This is a genomic window from Sutterella sp. KLE1602, assembly GCF_001578585.1.
Taxonomy (GTDB): domain Bacteria; phylum Pseudomonadota; class Gammaproteobacteria; order Burkholderiales; family Burkholderiaceae_F; genus Sutterella; species Sutterella wadsworthensis_A.
The window spans coordinates 1-16,777 of record NZ_KQ968519.1; the positions used below are offsets into that span (position 1 = coordinate 1).

At 63.0% G+C, this 16,777-nt stretch carries 14 protein-coding genes; 6 read left to right on the forward strand and 8 right to left on the reverse strand.

The genetic code is table 11. The features are described 5' to 3' along the window. Positions 1-127: 127 nt before the first annotated feature. From frr to rpsB, 4 genes are all read right to left on the reverse strand, one after another. A complete protein-coding gene (gene frr, locus HMPREF3036_RS03965) occupies positions 128-688 on the reverse strand; it encodes a ribosome recycling factor (RefSeq protein WP_005434962.1) in 561 nt (186 codons plus the stop codon). Between the two features lie 156 nt (positions 689-844). Continuing rightward, complete coding sequence (gene pyrH / locus HMPREF3036_RS03970; RefSeq protein ID WP_005434971.1) at positions 845-1,582, reverse strand: UMP kinase; 738 nt, start codon at positions 1,580-1,582, stop codon at positions 845-847. Positions 1,583-1,881: 299 nt separating this feature from the next. Continuing rightward, a complete protein-coding gene (gene tsf / locus HMPREF3036_RS03975) occupies positions 1,882-2,766 on the reverse strand; it encodes a translation elongation factor Ts (protein WP_005434972.1) in 885 nt (294 codons plus the stop codon). 221 nt (positions 2,767-2,987) lie between these two features. Beyond that, entirely contained in the window at positions 2,988-3,746 is a 759-nt protein-coding gene (gene rpsB / locus HMPREF3036_RS03980) for a 30S ribosomal protein S2 (RefSeq protein ID WP_005434974.1), read from the reverse strand. Between the two features lie 380 nt (positions 3,747-4,126). Between rpsB and map the strand changes: the two genes are divergently transcribed. The 3 genes from map to HMPREF3036_RS03995 all read left to right on the forward strand — a co-directional run bounded on the left by map (position 4,127) and on the right by HMPREF3036_RS03995 (position 8,456). After that, on the forward strand, positions 4,127-4,951 hold the full coding sequence (gene map / locus HMPREF3036_RS03985) for a type I methionyl aminopeptidase (RefSeq protein WP_062331787.1): 825 nt from the start codon (positions 4,127-4,129) through the stop codon (positions 4,949-4,951). 93 nt (positions 4,952-5,044) lie between these two features. Then, a complete protein-coding gene (locus HMPREF3036_RS03990; RefSeq protein WP_062331790.1) occupies positions 5,045-5,875 on the forward strand; it encodes a glycosyltransferase family 2 protein in 831 nt (276 codons plus the stop codon). Then, positions 5,856-8,456 (forward strand): [protein-PII] uridylyltransferase, encoded by a 2,601-nt coding sequence (locus tag HMPREF3036_RS03995; RefSeq protein WP_197457934.1) that lies wholly within the window; start codon positions 5,856-5,858, stop codon positions 8,454-8,456. The genes HMPREF3036_RS03990 and HMPREF3036_RS03995 overlap by 20 nt, the downstream gene beginning before the upstream one ends. Positions 8,457-8,539: 83 nt before the next feature. Here HMPREF3036_RS03995 and HMPREF3036_RS04000 read toward each other — a convergent pair whose 3' ends face one another. The 3 genes from HMPREF3036_RS04000 to HMPREF3036_RS04015 form a co-directional block, all read right to left on the reverse strand. Further along, on the reverse strand, positions 8,540-9,730 hold the full coding sequence (locus HMPREF3036_RS04000) for an acyltransferase family protein (RefSeq protein WP_062331793.1): 1,191 nt from the start codon (positions 9,728-9,730) through the stop codon (positions 8,540-8,542). 362 nt (positions 9,731-10,092) lie between these two features. Further along, on the reverse strand, positions 10,093-10,878 hold the full coding sequence (cysE, locus tag HMPREF3036_RS04010) for a serine O-acetyltransferase (protein ID WP_062331797.1): 786 nt from the start codon (positions 10,876-10,878) through the stop codon (positions 10,093-10,095). Positions 10,879-10,964: 86 nt separating this feature from the next. After that, positions 10,965-11,762, reverse strand: coding sequence for an RNA methyltransferase (locus HMPREF3036_RS04015; RefSeq protein WP_062331799.1), 798 nt, complete (start codon positions 11,760-11,762; stop codon positions 10,965-10,967). 302 nt (positions 11,763-12,064) lie between these two features. Here HMPREF3036_RS04015 and HMPREF3036_RS04020 point away from each other — a divergent pair, with 302 nt between their 5' ends. From HMPREF3036_RS04020 to HMPREF3036_RS04030, 3 genes are all read left to right on the forward strand, one after another. Continuing rightward, positions 12,065-12,877 (forward strand): inositol monophosphatase family protein, encoded by an 813-nt coding sequence (locus HMPREF3036_RS04020; protein ID WP_005434987.1) that lies wholly within the window; start codon positions 12,065-12,067, stop codon positions 12,875-12,877. 103 nt (positions 12,878-12,980) lie between these two features. Further along, complete coding sequence (mutS, locus tag HMPREF3036_RS04025) at positions 12,981-15,641, forward strand: DNA mismatch repair protein MutS (protein WP_062331802.1); 2,661 nt, start codon at positions 12,981-12,983, stop codon at positions 15,639-15,641. A gap of 142 nt (positions 15,642-15,783) precedes the next feature. Next, a complete protein-coding gene (locus tag HMPREF3036_RS04030; protein ID WP_231853567.1) occupies positions 15,784-16,473 on the forward strand; it encodes a FadR/GntR family transcriptional regulator in 690 nt (229 codons plus the stop codon). Positions 16,474-16,532: 59 nt separating this feature from the next. On the opposite strand, the gene HMPREF3036_RS12230 is transcribed toward HMPREF3036_RS04030, so the two are convergent. Continuing rightward, positions 16,533-16,777: hypothetical protein (locus HMPREF3036_RS12230; RefSeq protein ID WP_231853568.1), on the reverse strand; the 245-nt coding region annotated here is incomplete at its 5' end.

A 16,777-nucleotide genomic window follows, 5' to 3' on the forward strand; every position in this document is an offset into this window, starting at 1 on the left:
GTACTTTTTCTTAAAAGTCAAGGCCGCGTTCCACAGACTTCCGAGATGAACCGAAAAAAGCCTGCAGAACTCGGTTCTGCAGGCTTTTTCGTCAATCGAACTTGTTCGAACTGACTCGAGCGGACGGTTAGACCGTCATGATTTCCTTGTCCTTCTCGGCAACGACCTTGTCGACTTCGCCGATGAAGCGGTCGGTGATCTTCTGGATTTCGGTTTCGGCGCGGCGCTGATCGTCCTCGCTGATTTCCTTGTCCTTGCAGAGACGGTCGACGTGGGTGTTGGCGTCGCGACGGAGGTTGCGAACAGCAACCTTGGCGTCTTCGCCCATGCCTTTGACGACCTTCGTGAGTTCGCGGCGGCGCTCTTCGGTGAGCGGGGGCAGCGGAACGCGGATCACCATGCCGCTCGTGGCGGGGTTGAGGCCGAGATCGGAGTTGCGGATGGCCTTTTCAACGACGGCGACCATGTTCTTCTCCCACGGCTGGACCGTGAGCGTACGGGCGTCGCCGACGCCGAGCTGGGCGACCTGCGTGAGCGGGGTCGGGCAGCCGTAGTAGTCGACCATGATGTGTTCGAGAAGACCCGTGGAGGCACGGCCCGTACGGATCTTCGTGAAGTCCTCGCGAAGCGTTTCGATGGTGCGTCCCATCTTGTGCTGGGTCTGGCTGATGATGTCAGCAACAGTCATTTTTAGCTCCTGATTGGATTTCCGCACGGTCCCTCGCGGACGAGCAGAAACGCGGCGCCCGACAAAGACGGACGACGCTAGGGGATTGAATAAATTGAAGAGCCTGCGGGCCGTCAGGTCTGCAGGCTCACGTCATGCTGATATTTTAGCCAAATCTCAGGAATGCACGAGCGTGCCTTCCTGTTCGCCGAGAATGACGCGGCGCAGAGCGCCCTTCTTGTTGATGTTGAAGACCTTGATCGGCAAGCCCTGTTCGCGGCAGAGCGCGAAGGCGGTGGCGTCCATCACCTTGAGGTTGGAGCGGAGCGCATCGTCGAAGGTGATTTCGTCGAACATCGTGGCGGTCGGATCCTTCTTCGGGTCGGCCGTGTAGATGCCGTCGACCTTCGTGGCCTTGATCACGATCTCGGCGCCGATTTCGGCGCCGCGCAGGGCGGCCGTCGTGTCGGTCGTCATGAAGGGGTTGCCCGTGCCGGCGGCGAAGATCACCACGCGGCCGAGACGAAGATGACGGAGGGCCTTGCCGCGGATGTACGGCTCGGCGACCTGCTCGATGTTGAGGGCGGACTGAACGCGAGCCTCGACGCCGTTGTTGCGACAGGCGTCCTGAAGGGCCATGGCGTTCATGACCGTGGCGAGCATGCCCATGTAGTCGCCCGTGGCGCGGTCCATGCCGGTGGCGCCGAGTGCGACGCCGCGGAAGATGTTGCCACCGCCCACGACGATGCCGACCTGAACGCCGAGCTCGACGACGCTCTTGATTTCCTCAACCATGCGGGCAAGAACCGTACGGTTGATGCCGAAGCTGTCTTCGCCCATCAGGGCCTCGCCGGAAAGTTTGAGAAGAATGCGCTTGTAGGCGGGCTTGGCCGCCGTTTCCGCCGTCTGATCCATGTCGTCACTCCGAAAGTCAAACTGTAATTTGTGCTGTCAACCATGCCTGCAGGGCGTCGAAAGGTACGTCCCGTAGGCAAAATTACCTAATTATAAGCTAGCCCGATTTTTACGCAAACAATATTTTCAGAGGCCCTGACGAGACTCAGACAAAGCCTGCGGGACACTGCCCACGAGCCGTTTCGGCACGGTTTGTGCTTGCTTGGCCACCATGAAAAAACGGGATGTCCCGCAACAGGGCATCCCGTTTTCACTTGAGGCTGAATCAGCCGCTTGGGCTGATTCGTGCACGCGTCAGATTAGGCCTTGGCGGCGGCAACCTGGGCGGCGACTTCAGCAGCGAAGTCGTCAACGCGCTTTTCGATGCCTTCACCAACGACGAAGAGCGTGTAGCCGCCGATCTGGGCGCCGGCAGCCTTCACGAGTTCGCCGACGGACTTCTTGTCGTCCTTGACGAACGGCTGGTTGACGAGCGTGACTTCCTTGAGGAACTTCTTGACCGTACCTTCGGCGATGCGTTCGAGCATGGCTTCCGGCTTGCCGGCTTCGCGGGCCTTTTCGATGGCGATGCGGCGTTCGGCTTCGATCTGGGCCTGGTCAACGCCGGTCTCGTCGAGAGCCTTCGGCTTGGCGGCGGCGATGTGCATGGCCACGTCGTGGGAGAGTTCGGCATTGCCGCCGATCACGTCGACGATGACGCCGATCTTGGAGCCGTGGATGTAGGAGTTGAGCTCGCCCTTGGCTTCAACGCGCGTGAAGCGGCGGAACGTCATGTTTTCGCCGATCTTGCCAACGAGGCCCTTGCGGACTTCTTCAAGCGTGGCATCGCCGATCTTGCAGGCGGCGAGGGCTTCGATGTCGGCCGGGTTCTGTTCGGCAACGGCGCGGACGGCGTCAGCAGCCATCTGCAGGAATTCCGGGTTCTTGGCAACGAAGTCCGTTTCGGAGTTGACTTCGAGGATGGCGCCGAGCTTGCGATCGTCGGAAAGGTAGACAGCGACGACGCCTTCGGCAGCGATGCGGGCGGCGGCCTTCGTGGCCTTGTTGCCGAGCTTGACGCGAAGGATTTCCTCAGCCTTGGCCATGTCGCCGTCAGCTTCCGTGAGGGCCTTCTTGCATTCCATCATCGGGGCGTCCGTCTTGACGCGCAGTTCCTTGACCATCGCGGCGGTAATAGCAGCCATGTTCACTCTCCTAGAGTATCAGTAGAAAATTTTAGAATTCAGAATCACGAAAAAAGGGGGTGACATGATGTCGCCCCCTTTCTTCAGCCGGAGACCTGAGGGGCAGAAGTAATTCGGCCTGCCAGAGGCTCCTGCTTAAGGACAGAGTCGCGGTTCTCTGCGAACGGTCGACATTGTAATGTATGTCGACCGCCGGTGCAGGGAATCCGCTTCAACCGAAATTAGGCAGCGGGCTGTTCTTCGGCTTCAGCAGCCACTTCGACGAACTCTTCGTCAGCGGCGGCTTCAACGATTTCCGTCTGGCTGTCGGCACGGCCGGCCAGAACGGCGTCAGCGATGCCGCGGGCGTAGATGGCGACAGCCTTGGAGGAGTCGTCATTGCCCGGAACAACGTAGTCAACGCCATCCGGAGAGTGGTTCGTGTCGACGATGCCGATGACCGGGATGCCAAGCTTGTTGGCTTCCTGGATGGCGATCTTGTGGTAGCCGACGTCAACGATGAAGAGAGCGTCCGGAAGAGCGGACATTTCCTTGATGCCACCGATGGATTTGTTGAGCTTTTCAACGTTGCGCTGGAAGTCGAGGGCTTCCTTCTTCGTCAGGTTGGCAGCAGAGCCGTCTTCGAGCTGCTGCTCCATGTCCTTGAGACGCTTGATCGTGCCGCGCACCGTCTTGAAGTTGGTGAGCGTACCGCCGAGCCAGCGCTGGTCAACCCAGCAGCTGCCGCAACGCTGGGCTTCGGCGGCGATGATTTCGCGACCGCCGCGCTTGGCGTCGACGAAGAGGATCTTGCCGCCCTGAGCGGAGAGCTGGCGGGCGAACTTGCAGGCTTCTTCGAACTTGGCAACCGTCTTTTCGAGGTTGATGATGTGAATCTTGTTGCGGGCGCCAAAGATGTACTGACCCATCTTCGGGTTCCAGAAACGGGTCTGGTGACCGAAATGGCAACCAGCTTCAAGCATTTCACGCATGCTGACCATGATTAATTCTCCAAGGTTTAGAGTCTGACACGTCCTGATAAGTTGAGCGCAGGACAAGCCTGCACAGCACCTCGGAACAGAACGTGCGCTGATTTCACCCGGGACCGACCAAGGTTCACCGGGCAGGATGAAAAACTCCGGGGCACGAGGCTCCGGATCTGAAAGCGCACGATTATACGTGAGGGTTGAACGGCGTTGCAAGCGTCGCGGGCAATTTTCTTCGGTCCATCACGCGCCTCCCGTCCGCCCTCGGGGCGTCCGCCTGCAGTTGCCCCCGTCGAATTGGTGTACTATCGCCGATAAGGACCGCCCGCCGCCCCGACAGCAGGGACCGCCTGCGGTCATGCAGCACTATTAAACAGCAACAAATTCCGCACATCATGGCCATCCACATCAAAACGCCGGAGGAGATTGCGGGCCTGCGCATCGCCGGCCGCCTCGCCTCCGAACTTCTCGACTACCTGACGCCCTTCGTCAAGCCGGGCATCACCACGGGCGAACTCGACAAGCTCGCCTACGACTACACGGTCAACGTCCAGAAGTGCATCCCCGCCTGCCTCGGCTACCAGCCCGAAGGCATGACGCCGTATCCCGCCACCACCTGCATCTCGATCAACCACGTGGTCTGCCACGGCATTCCGGGTGAAAAGAAGCTCAAGCACGGCGACATCGTCAACATCGACGTCACGAGCATCAAGGACGGCTTCCACGGCGACACGTCCCGCATGTTCGTCGTCGGCAAGCCGACCATCGCGGGCAAGCGCCTCTGCGACCTCGCCTTCAAGACGATGTGGGCGGGCATCGAGGCCGTGCGTCCTGGCGGCACGTTCAACGACATCGGCGTCGCCTGTCAGGCCTTCGCCGACAAGAACGGCATCTCCGTCGTGCGCGACTACGGCGGCCACGGCATCGGCCGCGGCTTCCACGAGGAGCCCCACGTCCACCACTTCCCGATCAACCACCCGACGCCGAAGTTCGTCCCGGGCATGGTCTTCACGATCGAACCCATGGTGAACGCCGGCCGCTACGGCGTCACGATGCTCGGCGACGGCTGGACCGTCGTCACGCGCGACCGCTCGCTCTCCGCACAGTGGGAGCACATGGTCCTCGTCACCGAAACGGGCTACGACATCCTGACGTGCTCCGCGGGCACACCCGAGCCGCCCGACTTCGTCAAGGGCTGGAAGAAGCCCGAGGGCCTCTGAGCCTGAAACCTCCGCAGGCCGTCTCCGACGGCCTGCACCGCATCCTGAACGGCCCAGTCCGCGCAGGAGCCCCGCCCCCGTGGGAGTTTCCGCATGCCCGCAGAACCCGCCGCATACAGGCCGGTCATCGTAATCCCGGTCTACAACCATCCCGCCACGGTGGAGGACGTCGTCAGACGCCTGCTCTCCACGGGCACTCCCGTCCTTCTCGTCGACGACGCCTCCGACCCGCCCGCGCAGGAAGCCTGCGAACGATGCAGGGCCATGGGCGCCGGCCTCGTCCGCCGTCAGTCGACGGGCGGCAGGGGCGCCTCCATCCTCACGGGCTTCAAGGCCGCAAGGCAGGCGGGCTTCACGCACGCGCTCGTCTTCGACGCAGGCGGCAGGCATGATCCCGCCGCCGTCGGCAGCTTTCTCGAACTCTCCCGCAAGCATTCCAACGACCTCGTCTGCGGCTATGCCCGCACGTCGAGCGCCTATCCCGCCCGCGCACGTCTCGCACGCCGCATGGCCGACGCAGGTGCATGTCTGGCCGCACTCAGTCTTGCGCCCAAGGACGTCATGTGCCGCCTGCGCGTCTACCCGCTCGCCGCCGTCTCGCAGCTCTCCGCCTGCATCGGACTCGGCAGACGCGCCGAATTCGAATTCGAGTCACTCGTGCGCCTCATGTGGATGGGACTTCGCCTGCGCGAGCTTCCCGTCGATCCCAGACCGCCCGCCGACGGCGTCTCCCACTACCAGCCCGTGCGCGACACGCTCCGCATCGCAGGCATGAGCGCCAAGCTCTTCATCATCATGCTCACGAGGCTCCCCGCCGTGCTGATCTCCCGTTCCACGGGCTGGTCGCCCGCCCCGGGACTCGGCTCCGAGCACCCTCAAGCACATCCGTCCAGGAGTCCATCCGATGACCGCTCCCGAACCTGACGCCGCAGGCGCACCCGCCCCCACCATCCGCGAGGTCTTCGACCGCGAACGCGAGCGGCTCGCTCGCGAATGGGAGGCCAAGCACGACAGCGAGGCCTATCTAAGAGCCCACACGAGCGTGCTCGACACGGCGGTTCTCGCCATGCTCGCCGAGAGCGGCCTGCCCGCCGACCGCATTGCGGTGGCGGCCGTGGGCGGCTACGGCCGCGGCGAGCTCTATCCCTATTCCGACATCGACCTTCTCGTCCTCACGGACGAGTCCGTCAAGGAGGACGAGTCCTGTCAGACGGCCCTCGCCACCTTCACGACCAGACTCTGGGAGCTCGGTCTCACGGTCGGCGCATCGGTGCGCAGTACCTCTGAATTTCTCTCCGAGGCCGCCGAGGACGTCTCAATAGCGACCACGTATCTCGAAAGCCGCTGCCTCTGGGGCAACGGCAGACTCTACGCCCAGGCGAGAATGCACTTCGCGCAGACGCTTGACCCCAGGCGCTTCTTCCGCGACAAGATGCTTGAACTTGCCCGACGCCATCAGAAGTTCGAGGACACGCCCTATTCGCTCGAGCCCAACATCAAGGAGAGCCCCGGAGGCCTTCGCGACCTGCAGGTCTTTCTCTGGTGCGCCCAGGCCGCAGGCATTGCACAGTCCGTCTCCGACATGGCCTCCGCAGGCCTCATCACCGAGCGCGAGATGCATACGCTCGTCGCCTGCGAACACCATCTCGAGTCGCTTCGCATCACGCTGCATCTGCTCACACACCGTCCGGAAAACCGTCTGCTCTTCGACGTGCAGGAGGCGCTTGCGAGCGCACTCGGCTACAGCGCCACGGCACAGCTGAGGCCCTCCGAGGCTTTGATGAAGCGCTACTACCTCAATGCCAAGGCCGTCGTGCAGATGTCGGTCATTCAGCTTCAGGCAATCGCCGACCGTCTGTTCGGCAGCTACGACAACGTGCCCGCCGTCAGGCTCGAGGCCGCGTTCGTCGCTCGCGGAGACGAGATGGACATCGCCGGAGACGACGTCTTCAGGACCGATCCCAACGCGATGCTGAGGCTCTTCTACGTCTACCATTCGCATCCCGAGCTCACTCGCCTCTCAACGCGCCTGCTGCGCGCACTCTGGCACGCCGCCCCGACGATCGACGACGCCTTCCGGCACGATCTGATCAATCAGGCGACCTTCCTCGACATCCTCAGGATGCCCAAGGGAACCTACCACTCGCTCAAGCTCATGAACACGTGGGGCGTGCTCGGACGCTTCCTGCCGCCCTTCAGGCACATCGTGGGACAGATGCAGCACGACCTCTACCACATCTTCACGGTCGACCAGCACACGCTCAGGACAGTGCGCAACATCCGCCGCTTCGCGCGCAGTGAATTCGGGCACGAGTATCCTCTCTGCTCCCAGATCATGGGCGAGATTCCCGACAACTGGCGTCTGGCGCTCGCAGGCCTCTACCATGACATCGGAAAGGGACTCGGCGGCCACCATGAGATCATCGGCGCCGAAAAGGTCACGGCCTTCTGCCGCGCCTTCGGGCTCGACGATTCAACGACAGACTTCATCGCCTTCCTCGTGAGGGAGCACCTCACGATGAGCCTTACGGCCCAGAAGCGCGACATCTCCGACCCCGAGGTCGTGCGCAGATTCGCGGACGTCGTCAAGACCAAGACGCGACTCGACGCCCTTTACCTTCTCACCGTCGCCGACATCCGTGCGACGAGCCCCAAGGTCTGGTCGCCCTGGAAGGCCCAGCTTCTCGAAACGCTCTATCACTCGACCCTCGCCATGCTGCAGGGCGAGGACACGGCCGTTTCGACCGAACACACGCAGGCCGAACGCAAGACCCGAGCGCTCATAATTCTCGGCGACACGGTTCCTGATCAGGTCCGAGAGGCCTTCTGGCGCGAGCTCAACGTCGTCTACTTCATGCGCCACACGCCCGAGGAAATCGCCTGGCACACTGCATCGCTCGCCGAGCGCATGCACACGACAGAACCCGTCGTCGAAGTCAGAAGAAGCGAGCGCATGGGCGGCATCCTAATCCTTCTCTACCTCCCCGACCGCAAGGACCTCTTCCTGAGAGCCGTAGCGGCGATCGGCAAGTGCAGCCTTTCGGTCGTCGATGCGCGCGTGCACACGACCCGCCACGGCTGGGCGCTGGACACCTTCCTCGTCACCGACCGCTACGAGCGGGAGGACGAGGAGGCGCTCTCCAGAAAGATCACCCGGGAGATGATGAAGCTCCTCACGGGCGACGGCCCTCTTCCGCCCGCCCCGAAGGGCAAGCTCTCCAGACGCTCCCGCCACTTCCCGACCCGCACGGTCGTGACGACGCTGCCCGACGAAAGCGGCCGGGCCTGGATCCTCAACATCATCTGCACGGACAGGCCGGGCCTGCTCTACAGCATCTCCGAAGTGCTGGCCCAATACCGCATCAACCTGCAGACGGCCCGCATCGCCACGCTCGGCGAGAGAGCCGAAGACGTCTTCCTCATCGACGGCCCCGTGCTCTCCGACGACGAGACGCTCCTTGAGGTCGAAGCGAAGCTCGTTGAGGCAGTGGCACCGCCGAAATAAAAGAAGAAGCACTCGCGCCATGAAAAAGCCGCCCGCAGTCACACGCTGCCGGGCGGCTTTGCCTTTGCTGCCTGAGGAGAGACTCAATCTCCCTGCAAGGCGGGACGGACAGGAAGTGCGGAGGGCGCTTCCTGAGTCTGACTTCCACCCTTCATTCTGAAGGGCACAAGACGGAAGAGGCGCGTCTTTTCCGAAATCCAACGTGCGAGGAGCGCGAAGAGGAAGACTTCCGTCATGAAGCCGAAGAAGGCAACATAGGCGAACCAGACGTTCTGCGTCTCGTTGACGATCGGAATGATGAGCCATCGCAGATCGCCGTGAACGATGTAGATGAACATCGAGAGGCCGCCCGTCCAGACGAGAAACCTCGAGGCCGAGAGCTTCTCCCGGAAGATGCCATAAAGAAGGAAGGCAACCGTCACGACCGAGAGGAAGCTCAGGTGGAAGAACTCGGGATCGACGAAAGTGAGCGGCAGCACGGCGGCAAGCCCGAAGACGACGGTCGCGGGAATGCGGCGGCCTGCGGCAAGCCATGCGCCGAGAAGGAAGAGCGGCAGCTGGCCCAAAGGCGTTGCATAGACGAGGACACCCGCATCCAGAAGCGGCTGATAGAAGGCGTAGGCGCCCGTCATCGAAAGGAGCGCGACGCCCGCAGCGCCCCAGGCGCTACCCGTGGCAAGCCTGTAGACGAACGGGAAGAGCAGATAACACTGCACGATGAGCGCCATGAACCACCAGACGGTCACGAAATAGCCGAAATCGCCGGGGCGGAGATTTTCGGTGAAGGTGAGGAAGACGAGGTACTTCCTGAAGAACTCCGCGTCGGGCAGGCCGCCGTAGGCCATCAGCTTGTAGAGGATGAGGACAGAGACGCCCACGACCGTGAGAAGCACGATCTTGGCAATCTGGTTGCCCGCCATGCGGAAGAGATCGGCCGTCGAAATACCGCCCTGCCTCGAGGCGATGCCGAGCGCCTTCTTCATGAGGCCGTAGCCGGAAAGAAGGATGAAGACGTGCACGCCGTAGTGCCCGAAGAAGGAGACGAGCGGGTGGAAGGCGTCAAGGGGATTGGCGGCAATCTGCTCGACCGTGTTTCGGAAGGTCGCCTCTCCAAAGGCCATCTCGTTTTCGCCAGGGAAGGGCTTGACCTGATGGAAGAAGTTGTGCGCGGCGATGAGGAGGATGGCCAGTGCCTTGAGGACGGCGGAGTCGTTTCTGGTAAGCTCCGCGCCGCCAAAGACCGATCGCTCGTAGAGATGAGTGAGCCTTTGCATGTCGCGTATCCGGTGAGTCCGGCACGAAGCCGGGCGTTGAGGGGCCGGAGCATGGCTCCGGTCGGACGGACGACGATTCCGGCAAGAGGACGTCGGAAGACCGGCGTCTGGAAGGGACATCCGCTCACCGCAGCCTTCGCCCGATGCCTCATTATGTCGGTGACACACCGCGTCACGGCTCCCCTTTTTGACACTGCATCGGACTTTGCGTTTGGCAACAACCTCCAAACATTTATTTACGACACCTTCCTCGAACCCACTGTCCCGCAGGCGAAGAGAAAAGGATACGAAAAGGCGGACGAAAAAAAGGGGAGGAGGCTCCGAGAACCTTCTCCCCTGCAGCGAAAGGCGCCTTTGCAACGTCAGGACTGAGGATCCTGCGGCGTCTCGACAGCCTTTTTCTTCTGCCTATGGTGACGGGCACGGCGCGTGGAGACGCCGATGTTCCCCACGTTCACCTTCGGGATGTCCTCGACGCCCTTGCCGCCGAGCTCGCGGATCTGCTCGCTCAGCTTCTCGATGACGGCGTTCTGCTCGTGCGTCACGCGCACGAGCTCCTTGATGGCGACGGAGTACGGGTCGTCGCTCTTTTCAACGGCGTAGGCCTCGAAGCGCTTCGCTTCGTCGGGCTTGTTCTCGCCCGCCTGGCGGCCGGGCACGCCCACGATGGTTGCGCCGGCGGCGACGGGCTTGATGACGACGGCATTGGAACCGATGCGGGCGCCCTCGCCCACGGTGAAGGCACCGAGCACCTTGGCTCCAGCGCCGACGATGACGTTGGGTTCGAGAGTGGGATGGCGCTTCGTGCCTTCGGCGAGGCTCGTACCTCCGAGCGTCACGCCGTGATAGAGCGTGCAATCGTCGCCCACCTCGGCCGTTTCACCGATGACGACGCCCATGCCATGGTCGATGAAGACGCGACGGCCGATTCTGGCGCCGGGGTGGATTTCAATGCCGGTCAGAAAGCGGCCCGCGTGCGAGACGACACGCGCAACCGTCTTCCAATCCTGTGTCCAGCACCAGTGCGACAGACGATGGATCATCACGGCGTGAAAGCCCGGATAGGCGAGGACGACCTCCCAGCGGGAATGAGCCGCGGGGTCCTTCTGCATGATGGTCGCGATGAGTTCACGTGCGTACTGAAGCATGGATGTATCTCTGTAGGTGAGGCCCGCCGCGCGGGCCGAAGATTCTATTGTGGCAGAAAGCGAGGGGGCTCGCAGGACGGATCCTCTCAGGCACCCGTCTTCGAGCCCTTGCGCTCGCGCTTGGGACGGATGATCGCCGCACAGATGCCGCGCAGGAGATCAATCTCGGTTTGCGTGAGGCCGCTGCGTCCGAAGAGCCTTCGCGTGATCGGCATCAGGAACTTGGGATTGGCGGGATCGTGCACGCCGCAGGCGGTCATGGCCTCCTCCCAGTGGCGGAAGAATCCCTCGACGGCCTCAACGCTTGCAGGCTGCTCGTGCTCGAAGCGGGACTGCCAGTCATAGAGCTCTCCCTCATGCCCTTCGGCGGCCATGAGCGCCATGTGCATCTCGTAGGCCGTGATCTGGACGGCCTGAGCGAGGTTGAGGCTCGGACTCGCCGGATCGGCGGCGATGGCGGCGCAGCCCTGACAGAGCATGACCTCCTCGTTCGTCATGCCGCTTCGCTCGGTGCCGAAGACGAAGGCGATGTCGCCCTCCATTTCGTCGAGCCAGGCGACGGAACGCTCGGCGGCGGGGCGCAGGGGGCTCATCGGAGGACCGAACTCTCGGTCGTAGCCCGTGAGCGCCCAGGCGAAGGTCACGCCCTCAAGCGCTTCGGCGAGCGTGTCGTGCATGCGGGAAGCCTCGAGCACGTCGACGGAGCTCGTCGCATAGGCGACCGCCTCTTCATGAGTGCGGTAGCCCGGCTCGCGGGGTGCGACGACGCGAAGGTCTCGAAAGCCCATCGTCTTGATGGCGCGGGCGGCGGAGCCGATGTTGCCGGGATGTGCAGGCTCGCAGAGCACGAAGCGCACGCGGGAGGCGAGCTGGGGAATGTCCATGTCGATGTATCCGAAAGCGGCTGCGGCACAAGATGAAGAGGTGGCGCAGAATAGGAGGGCGGACCGCAGGGAGCGTCCGCCGAAGGGAATTCGCTCATTCTACCTAAATTCGGCCGCGGCGCCCGTGCGGCAGAGGGAGACGGCGGAAGGCGCACCTCGCCGAAGGCCTCAATTCAAGCCCACTTTTTTGCTCAGCTGTCCCTTTGATCGGCTAAAATGATTGTTTGCGCCGACAAGGGTCGAGCCCTCTGCTCCCCGGTCGTGCGCCGCAACGTTTTACATCCCACACTGTTTCTCATCGTATGAAATCGCCTTATATCGCCGTCGCCGTCAAGGCCGCCCGCCGCGCCGCCTCGGAAATCACCCGCGCCGCCACGAGCCTCGACACCCTCGAAGTTGAAAACAAGTCCGTCAACGATTTCGTGACCGCCGCCGACCGCGCCGCCGAAGCCGCCATCGTCGACTGCCTGCAGCACGCCTACCCCGATCACGCCATTCTGACGGAAGAAGCCGGCCGCATCGGCGCCGCCAAGAGCGACTACCTCTGGATCGTTGATCCGATCGACGGCACGCTCAACTTCATGCACGGCATTCCGCAGTACGCCGTCTCGATCGCCCTCGCCTACCGCGGCGAAGTGGTCGCCGGCGTGATCTACGACGTGGCGAAAAACGAGCTCTTCACGGCCGCCAAGGGCGAAGGCGCCTTCCTCGACAACCGCCGCATCCGCGTATCCGACCGCAAGGACATGAACCGCGCCGTCATCGGCACGGGCTTCCCGTTCCGCCGCTCGGACGACTTCAAGGGCTACATGATGAGCTTCATGCGCGTTGCCGAACGCACCGCCGGCATCCGCCGTCCGGGCTCCGCCGCGCTTGACCTCGCCTGGGTTGCCGCCGGCCGCTACGACGGCTTCTGGGAATCCGGCCTCAGCAAGTGGGACATCGCCGCCGGCGGCCTGATGGTTCTCGAAGCGGGCGGCCTCATCACCGACCTTTCGGGCGGCGAAGACTGGCTTGAACAGGGCCGCGTCTGCGCCGGCACGCCGCGCATCTTCGCCCAGCTCCTGCCGCTCGTGGGCAAGCTGCCCGCCGCCGGCGAAGCCCAGAAGGCCTAATACCTCGACTGCACCAGCAGTCTGACGGGCCGGACCGATTCGTCGTCCGGCCCTTTTTCATCACCGGAGCCCGCATCCGCGCCCGCCTTTCCCTGAAGATCCCATGACCGAGACTTTCATTCACGACGAAGACCTTGACCTCAACGACTTCACGCCTGCGATGCGTCAGTTCATCGAGGTGAAGCGCCGGTACCCCGAGACGCTCGTCCTGTTTCGCATGGGTGACTTCTACGAGACGTTCTTCGACGACGCCGCCAAGGCCAACCGCCTGATCGGCATCACGCTCACGAAGCGCGGAAAGCTCAAGAACGGCGATCCGATTCCGATGGCCGGCATTCCGATGGTCTCGCTCGACCAGTACGTCGCCCGCCTCGTGAGACTCGGCGAGTCCGTCGTGATCGCCGAGCAGCTCGGCACGCCGGGCAAGGGCCTGATGGAGCGCCGCATCTCTCGCATCATCACGCCGGGCACCCTTACGGACACCTCGCTTCTTCCTGAAAAGGACGACGCGGTGCTTCTCTCCGTCTCCCGACCCGCAGGCAAGAACGCCGTCTGGGGCTTTGCCTGGCTCACGCTCTCGAACGGCGACTTCTTCGCGACCGAGGTGACGGACGAGCAGTTTGACTCCGAAGTGGCGCGCATTTCGCCCTCCGAGGTCCTCGTCTCCGAAAAGCTCCGCGATGCCATGAGGGAGACGCACCCCGAGCTCACCGTGACGCCGATGCCCGCCTGGCACTTCGATGCCGAGCACGGCGAAGAAGCTCTCAAGAAGACGTTCGGCCTCGACAACCTTGACGCCTGGGGCGTGACAGGCAAGACGGGCGTGCTCGCAGCCGCCAACGCGCTTCTCGACTATACGGCCGAGACTCAGGTCGACATGATTCCGTTCATCAGCCCGCTGAAGCTCACGGACGAATCCGAATACATCATCATCGACCCCGCAAGTCGACGCAACCTTGAGATCTCGGACACGATCCGAAGCGAAGGCCGGGGCCCCACGCTCTTCTCCGTGCTCGACCGCTGCGGCACGTCGATGGGCAGCCGCGAGCTTCGCCGCTGGCTCAACCTGCCGCTTACAAAGGCCGACGAGGCCCGCGGCCGCCACGACGCCCTCGAGGCGCTCGCCGAGAATCAGGACTTCTCGAGCTTCGTCGAGACGAGGCTTCAGGGGCTACCCGACATCGAGCGCATCGCAAGCCGCATCGCACTTGGAACGGTGCGTCCGAAGGAACTGGCGGCGCTTCGCGACGCGCTTCCGCTCGTGGGCGAGCTCAATGCCGAAATCGCCTCCCGCGAGGAGACCTGGTTCGGCATGACGGCGAAGACGCTTTCCCTGCCCGCCGAAATCTTCTCGAATCTCGAGGCCGCGCTCCTTCCCGAGCCCGCCACGCTTCTGCGCGAGGGCGACGTCATCCGCTCCGATTTCAACGAGGAGCTAGGACTCCTGCGCCAGATGCGCGACAACACGGGCCAGTTCCTCCTCGACCTTGAAAAGCGCGAGCGCGAAAAGACGGGGCTCACGAGCCTTCGCGTCGAGTACAACCGCGTCCACGGCTTCTACATCGAGGTCTCCAAGGGACAGGCCGCGTCCGTCCCCGTCGAATACCACCGCCGACAGACGCTCAAGAACACCGAGCGCTTCATCACGCCCGAGCTCAAGAACTACGAGGATCAGGCACTCTCCTCGAAGGAGCGCTCCGCCGCGCTTGAGAAGGAGCTCTATGACGGCCTCGTCGCCTCGCTCGCCGGCCACGTGCCTGCTCTGATGGCCGCCGCTCGCGCGCTCGCCCAACTCGACGTCGTGGGCACGCTCGCGCGCCACGCGGTCGAGCACCACTGGGTTCGCCCGACGCTTACCGCCCGTCCCGGCATCGAGATCATCAAGGGCCGCCACCCCGTCGTCGAGACGACGATCGAGTCCTACGTTCCGAGCGACTGCCGCCTCGGAGACGGCCGCCGCTGCCTCATCATCACGGGCCCCAACATGGGCGGCAAGTCGACCTACATGCGCGCCGTGGCGCTCATCACGCTTCTGGCGTGGGCGGGCTCGTTCGTGCCTGCAGAATCGGTCACGATCGGTCCCGTCGACCGCATTCACACCCGCATCGGCGCATCCGACGATCTTGCCCGCGGCCGCTCGACCTTCATGGTCGAAATGACGGAGGCTGCCGCGATCCTTCATCAGGCAACCGACCGCTCGCTCGTGCTGATGGACGAAATCGGCCGAGGCACGGCCACGTTCGACGGCCTGTCGCTTGCAGGCGCGATCGCTCAGGAACTCGTCGAGACGACTCGCTCGCTCACGCTCTTCGCGACCCACTACTTCGAGCTCACGCAGCTTGCCGTCAACCTCAAGGAGGCCGCCAACGTGCATGTCTCCGCCGCTCAGACCCGCTCGAAGATCGTCTTCCTGCATGAGATCGAGGAAGGTCCTGCGAGCCGCAGCTACGGCATTGCGGTGGCCCAGCTCGCGGGCGTGCCCGCACCCGTCGTTCGCCGTGCGCGCGCCATGCTCACGAAGCTCGAGAACCGCGAGGCCGCCATCGACTCGCCTCAAGCCGACCTCTTCGGCGACGGCCTCTTCTTCGAGGGGCAGACCTCGTCCGCCGCCGTTCTCGAAGCCCCTGCCGAGCCCGATCCCGCGCTTCGCGAGTTTGCGGAGGCGGTTGCGGGCCTTGACGTCGACAGTCTGACGCCGAGAGAGGCTCTGGCGAAGCTCTACGAAATCCGCGAGGAGGCCGTGAAGGCCGCCAAGGGCCTCTGACGCAGAACAGAAAGTTTTCAGCAGGCTCGGGACGAACCGGAACCTGCGACCGGCGGCAGGATTGTGCGCCCGAATTTGCAAACCCTCAAAAAACCTCTAAAATTATCAGAATTTTCACGTTTCGGATCTCCCGGGAGTCATTGTGTCGAAACAGGATCAGCTTTCCATGGATGAAGAGGCGCTCTTTCGCGACATTCATCACCACATTCTTCGCCAGGCCAAGGCCGGCGAACGCATTGATACGGAGACCGAACTGGCCACCCGCTTCAACGTGACGCGCTACAAGGTGCGCAAGGCACTGAGCGTTCTCTCCCAGATGGGCGTCGTCGACCGTGCGCCCAAGCGTGGCATGACCGTCAATGCGCTCGGTCCCAAGAACCTCTCCGCCCAGATTCAGGTTCAGATGGACATCGCGAACTTCGACATCCGCGAGTTCATCGAGGCCCGTCAGCTCATTGAGGTGAACATCATCCCGCTCGCAATCCGCCGCATGACGCCCGCCCTGCTCGGCCGCCTTGAGGACGCGATCAGCCGCATCGAAGCAAACGCCGGCAATTCCGCCGAAGCTGACCGCTGGGACCGCGAGTTCCACCTTCTCCTTCTTGAAGCCTGTGGCAACCGCGTGCTTCAAGTCTTCTCCGCCGCACTCGTAACGTACTTCGAGAAGACGACCGAGAACCTCCCGCAGAACGATCCCCAGTTCTTCCTCGACATCGCGAAGAACGAACGCCTTCTGCTCACGGCCATCAAGGATGGCAGGGAGGATGAAGCCAAGGCGCTCCTGAGCCATCAGCTCGGCGAACAGGTCGAACTCCTTCAGGGCACGCGCTAAGCATCCTGACGCAAAGCTTCCAGACGGGGCGGTCTTCCGAAAGAAGACCGCCCTTCTTTTCATCCTTGGTACGCACGAAACCCTGCGGTCGCACGCAGTTGCGCTCTGAAGAGCCTCAGATGACGGTCCCGGACGAGCACCCAGAACGTTGCGCCCGCGCCGAAGATGTCCATGAGCACCCTGCAGACAGCGCCAGCAAGCCGTTCCTGAGCCACAGTCACCGATGTCGCAGGACAGAAGACAAGCAGGCGCAGAAAAGCAAAAACCCCAGTCTCTTTCGAAACCGGGGTTCTTGGAATGGTGA

What these genes read in the sequence shown, in the direction of transcription:
- rpsB (WP_005434974.1), bottom strand. Translation starts at nt 3,746, where the DNA reads ATGGTCAGCATGCGTGAAATGCTTGAAGCTGGTTGCCATTTCGGTCAC.
- HMPREF3036_RS04015 (WP_062331799.1), bottom strand. Translation starts at nt 11,762, where the DNA reads ATGGACATTCCCCAGCTCGCCTCCCGCGTGCGCTTCGTGCTCTGCGAG.
- tsf (WP_005434972.1), bottom strand. Translation starts at nt 2,766, where the DNA reads ATGGCTGCTATTACCGCCGCGATGGTCAAGGAACTGCGCGTCAAGACG.
- HMPREF3036_RS03995 (WP_197457934.1), top strand. Translation starts at nt 5,856, where the DNA reads ATGACCGCTCCCGAACCTGACGCCGCAGGCGCACCCGCCCCCACCATC.
- cysE (WP_062331797.1), bottom strand. Translation starts at nt 10,878, where the DNA reads ATGCTTCAGTACGCACGTGAACTCATCGCGACCATCATGCAGAAGGAC.
- frr (WP_005434962.1), bottom strand. Translation starts at nt 688, where the DNA reads ATGACTGTTGCTGACATCATCAGCCAGACCCAGCACAAGATGGGACGC.
- map (WP_062331787.1), top strand. Translation starts at nt 4,127, where the DNA reads ATGGCCATCCACATCAAAACGCCGGAGGAGATTGCGGGCCTGCGCATC.
- HMPREF3036_RS04000 (WP_062331793.1), bottom strand. Translation starts at nt 9,730, where the DNA reads ATGCAAAGGCTCACTCATCTCTACGAGCGATCGGTCTTTGGCGGCGCG.
- pyrH (WP_005434971.1), bottom strand. Translation starts at nt 1,582, where the DNA reads ATGGATCAGACGGCGGAAACGGCGGCCAAGCCCGCCTACAAGCGCATT.
- mutS (WP_062331802.1), top strand. Translation starts at nt 12,981, where the DNA reads ATGACCGAGACTTTCATTCACGACGAAGACCTTGACCTCAACGACTTC.
- HMPREF3036_RS04020 (WP_005434987.1), top strand. Translation starts at nt 12,065, where the DNA reads ATGAAATCGCCTTATATCGCCGTCGCCGTCAAGGCCGCCCGCCGCGCC.
- HMPREF3036_RS03990 (WP_062331790.1), top strand. Translation starts at nt 5,045, where the DNA reads ATGCCCGCAGAACCCGCCGCATACAGGCCGGTCATCGTAATCCCGGTC.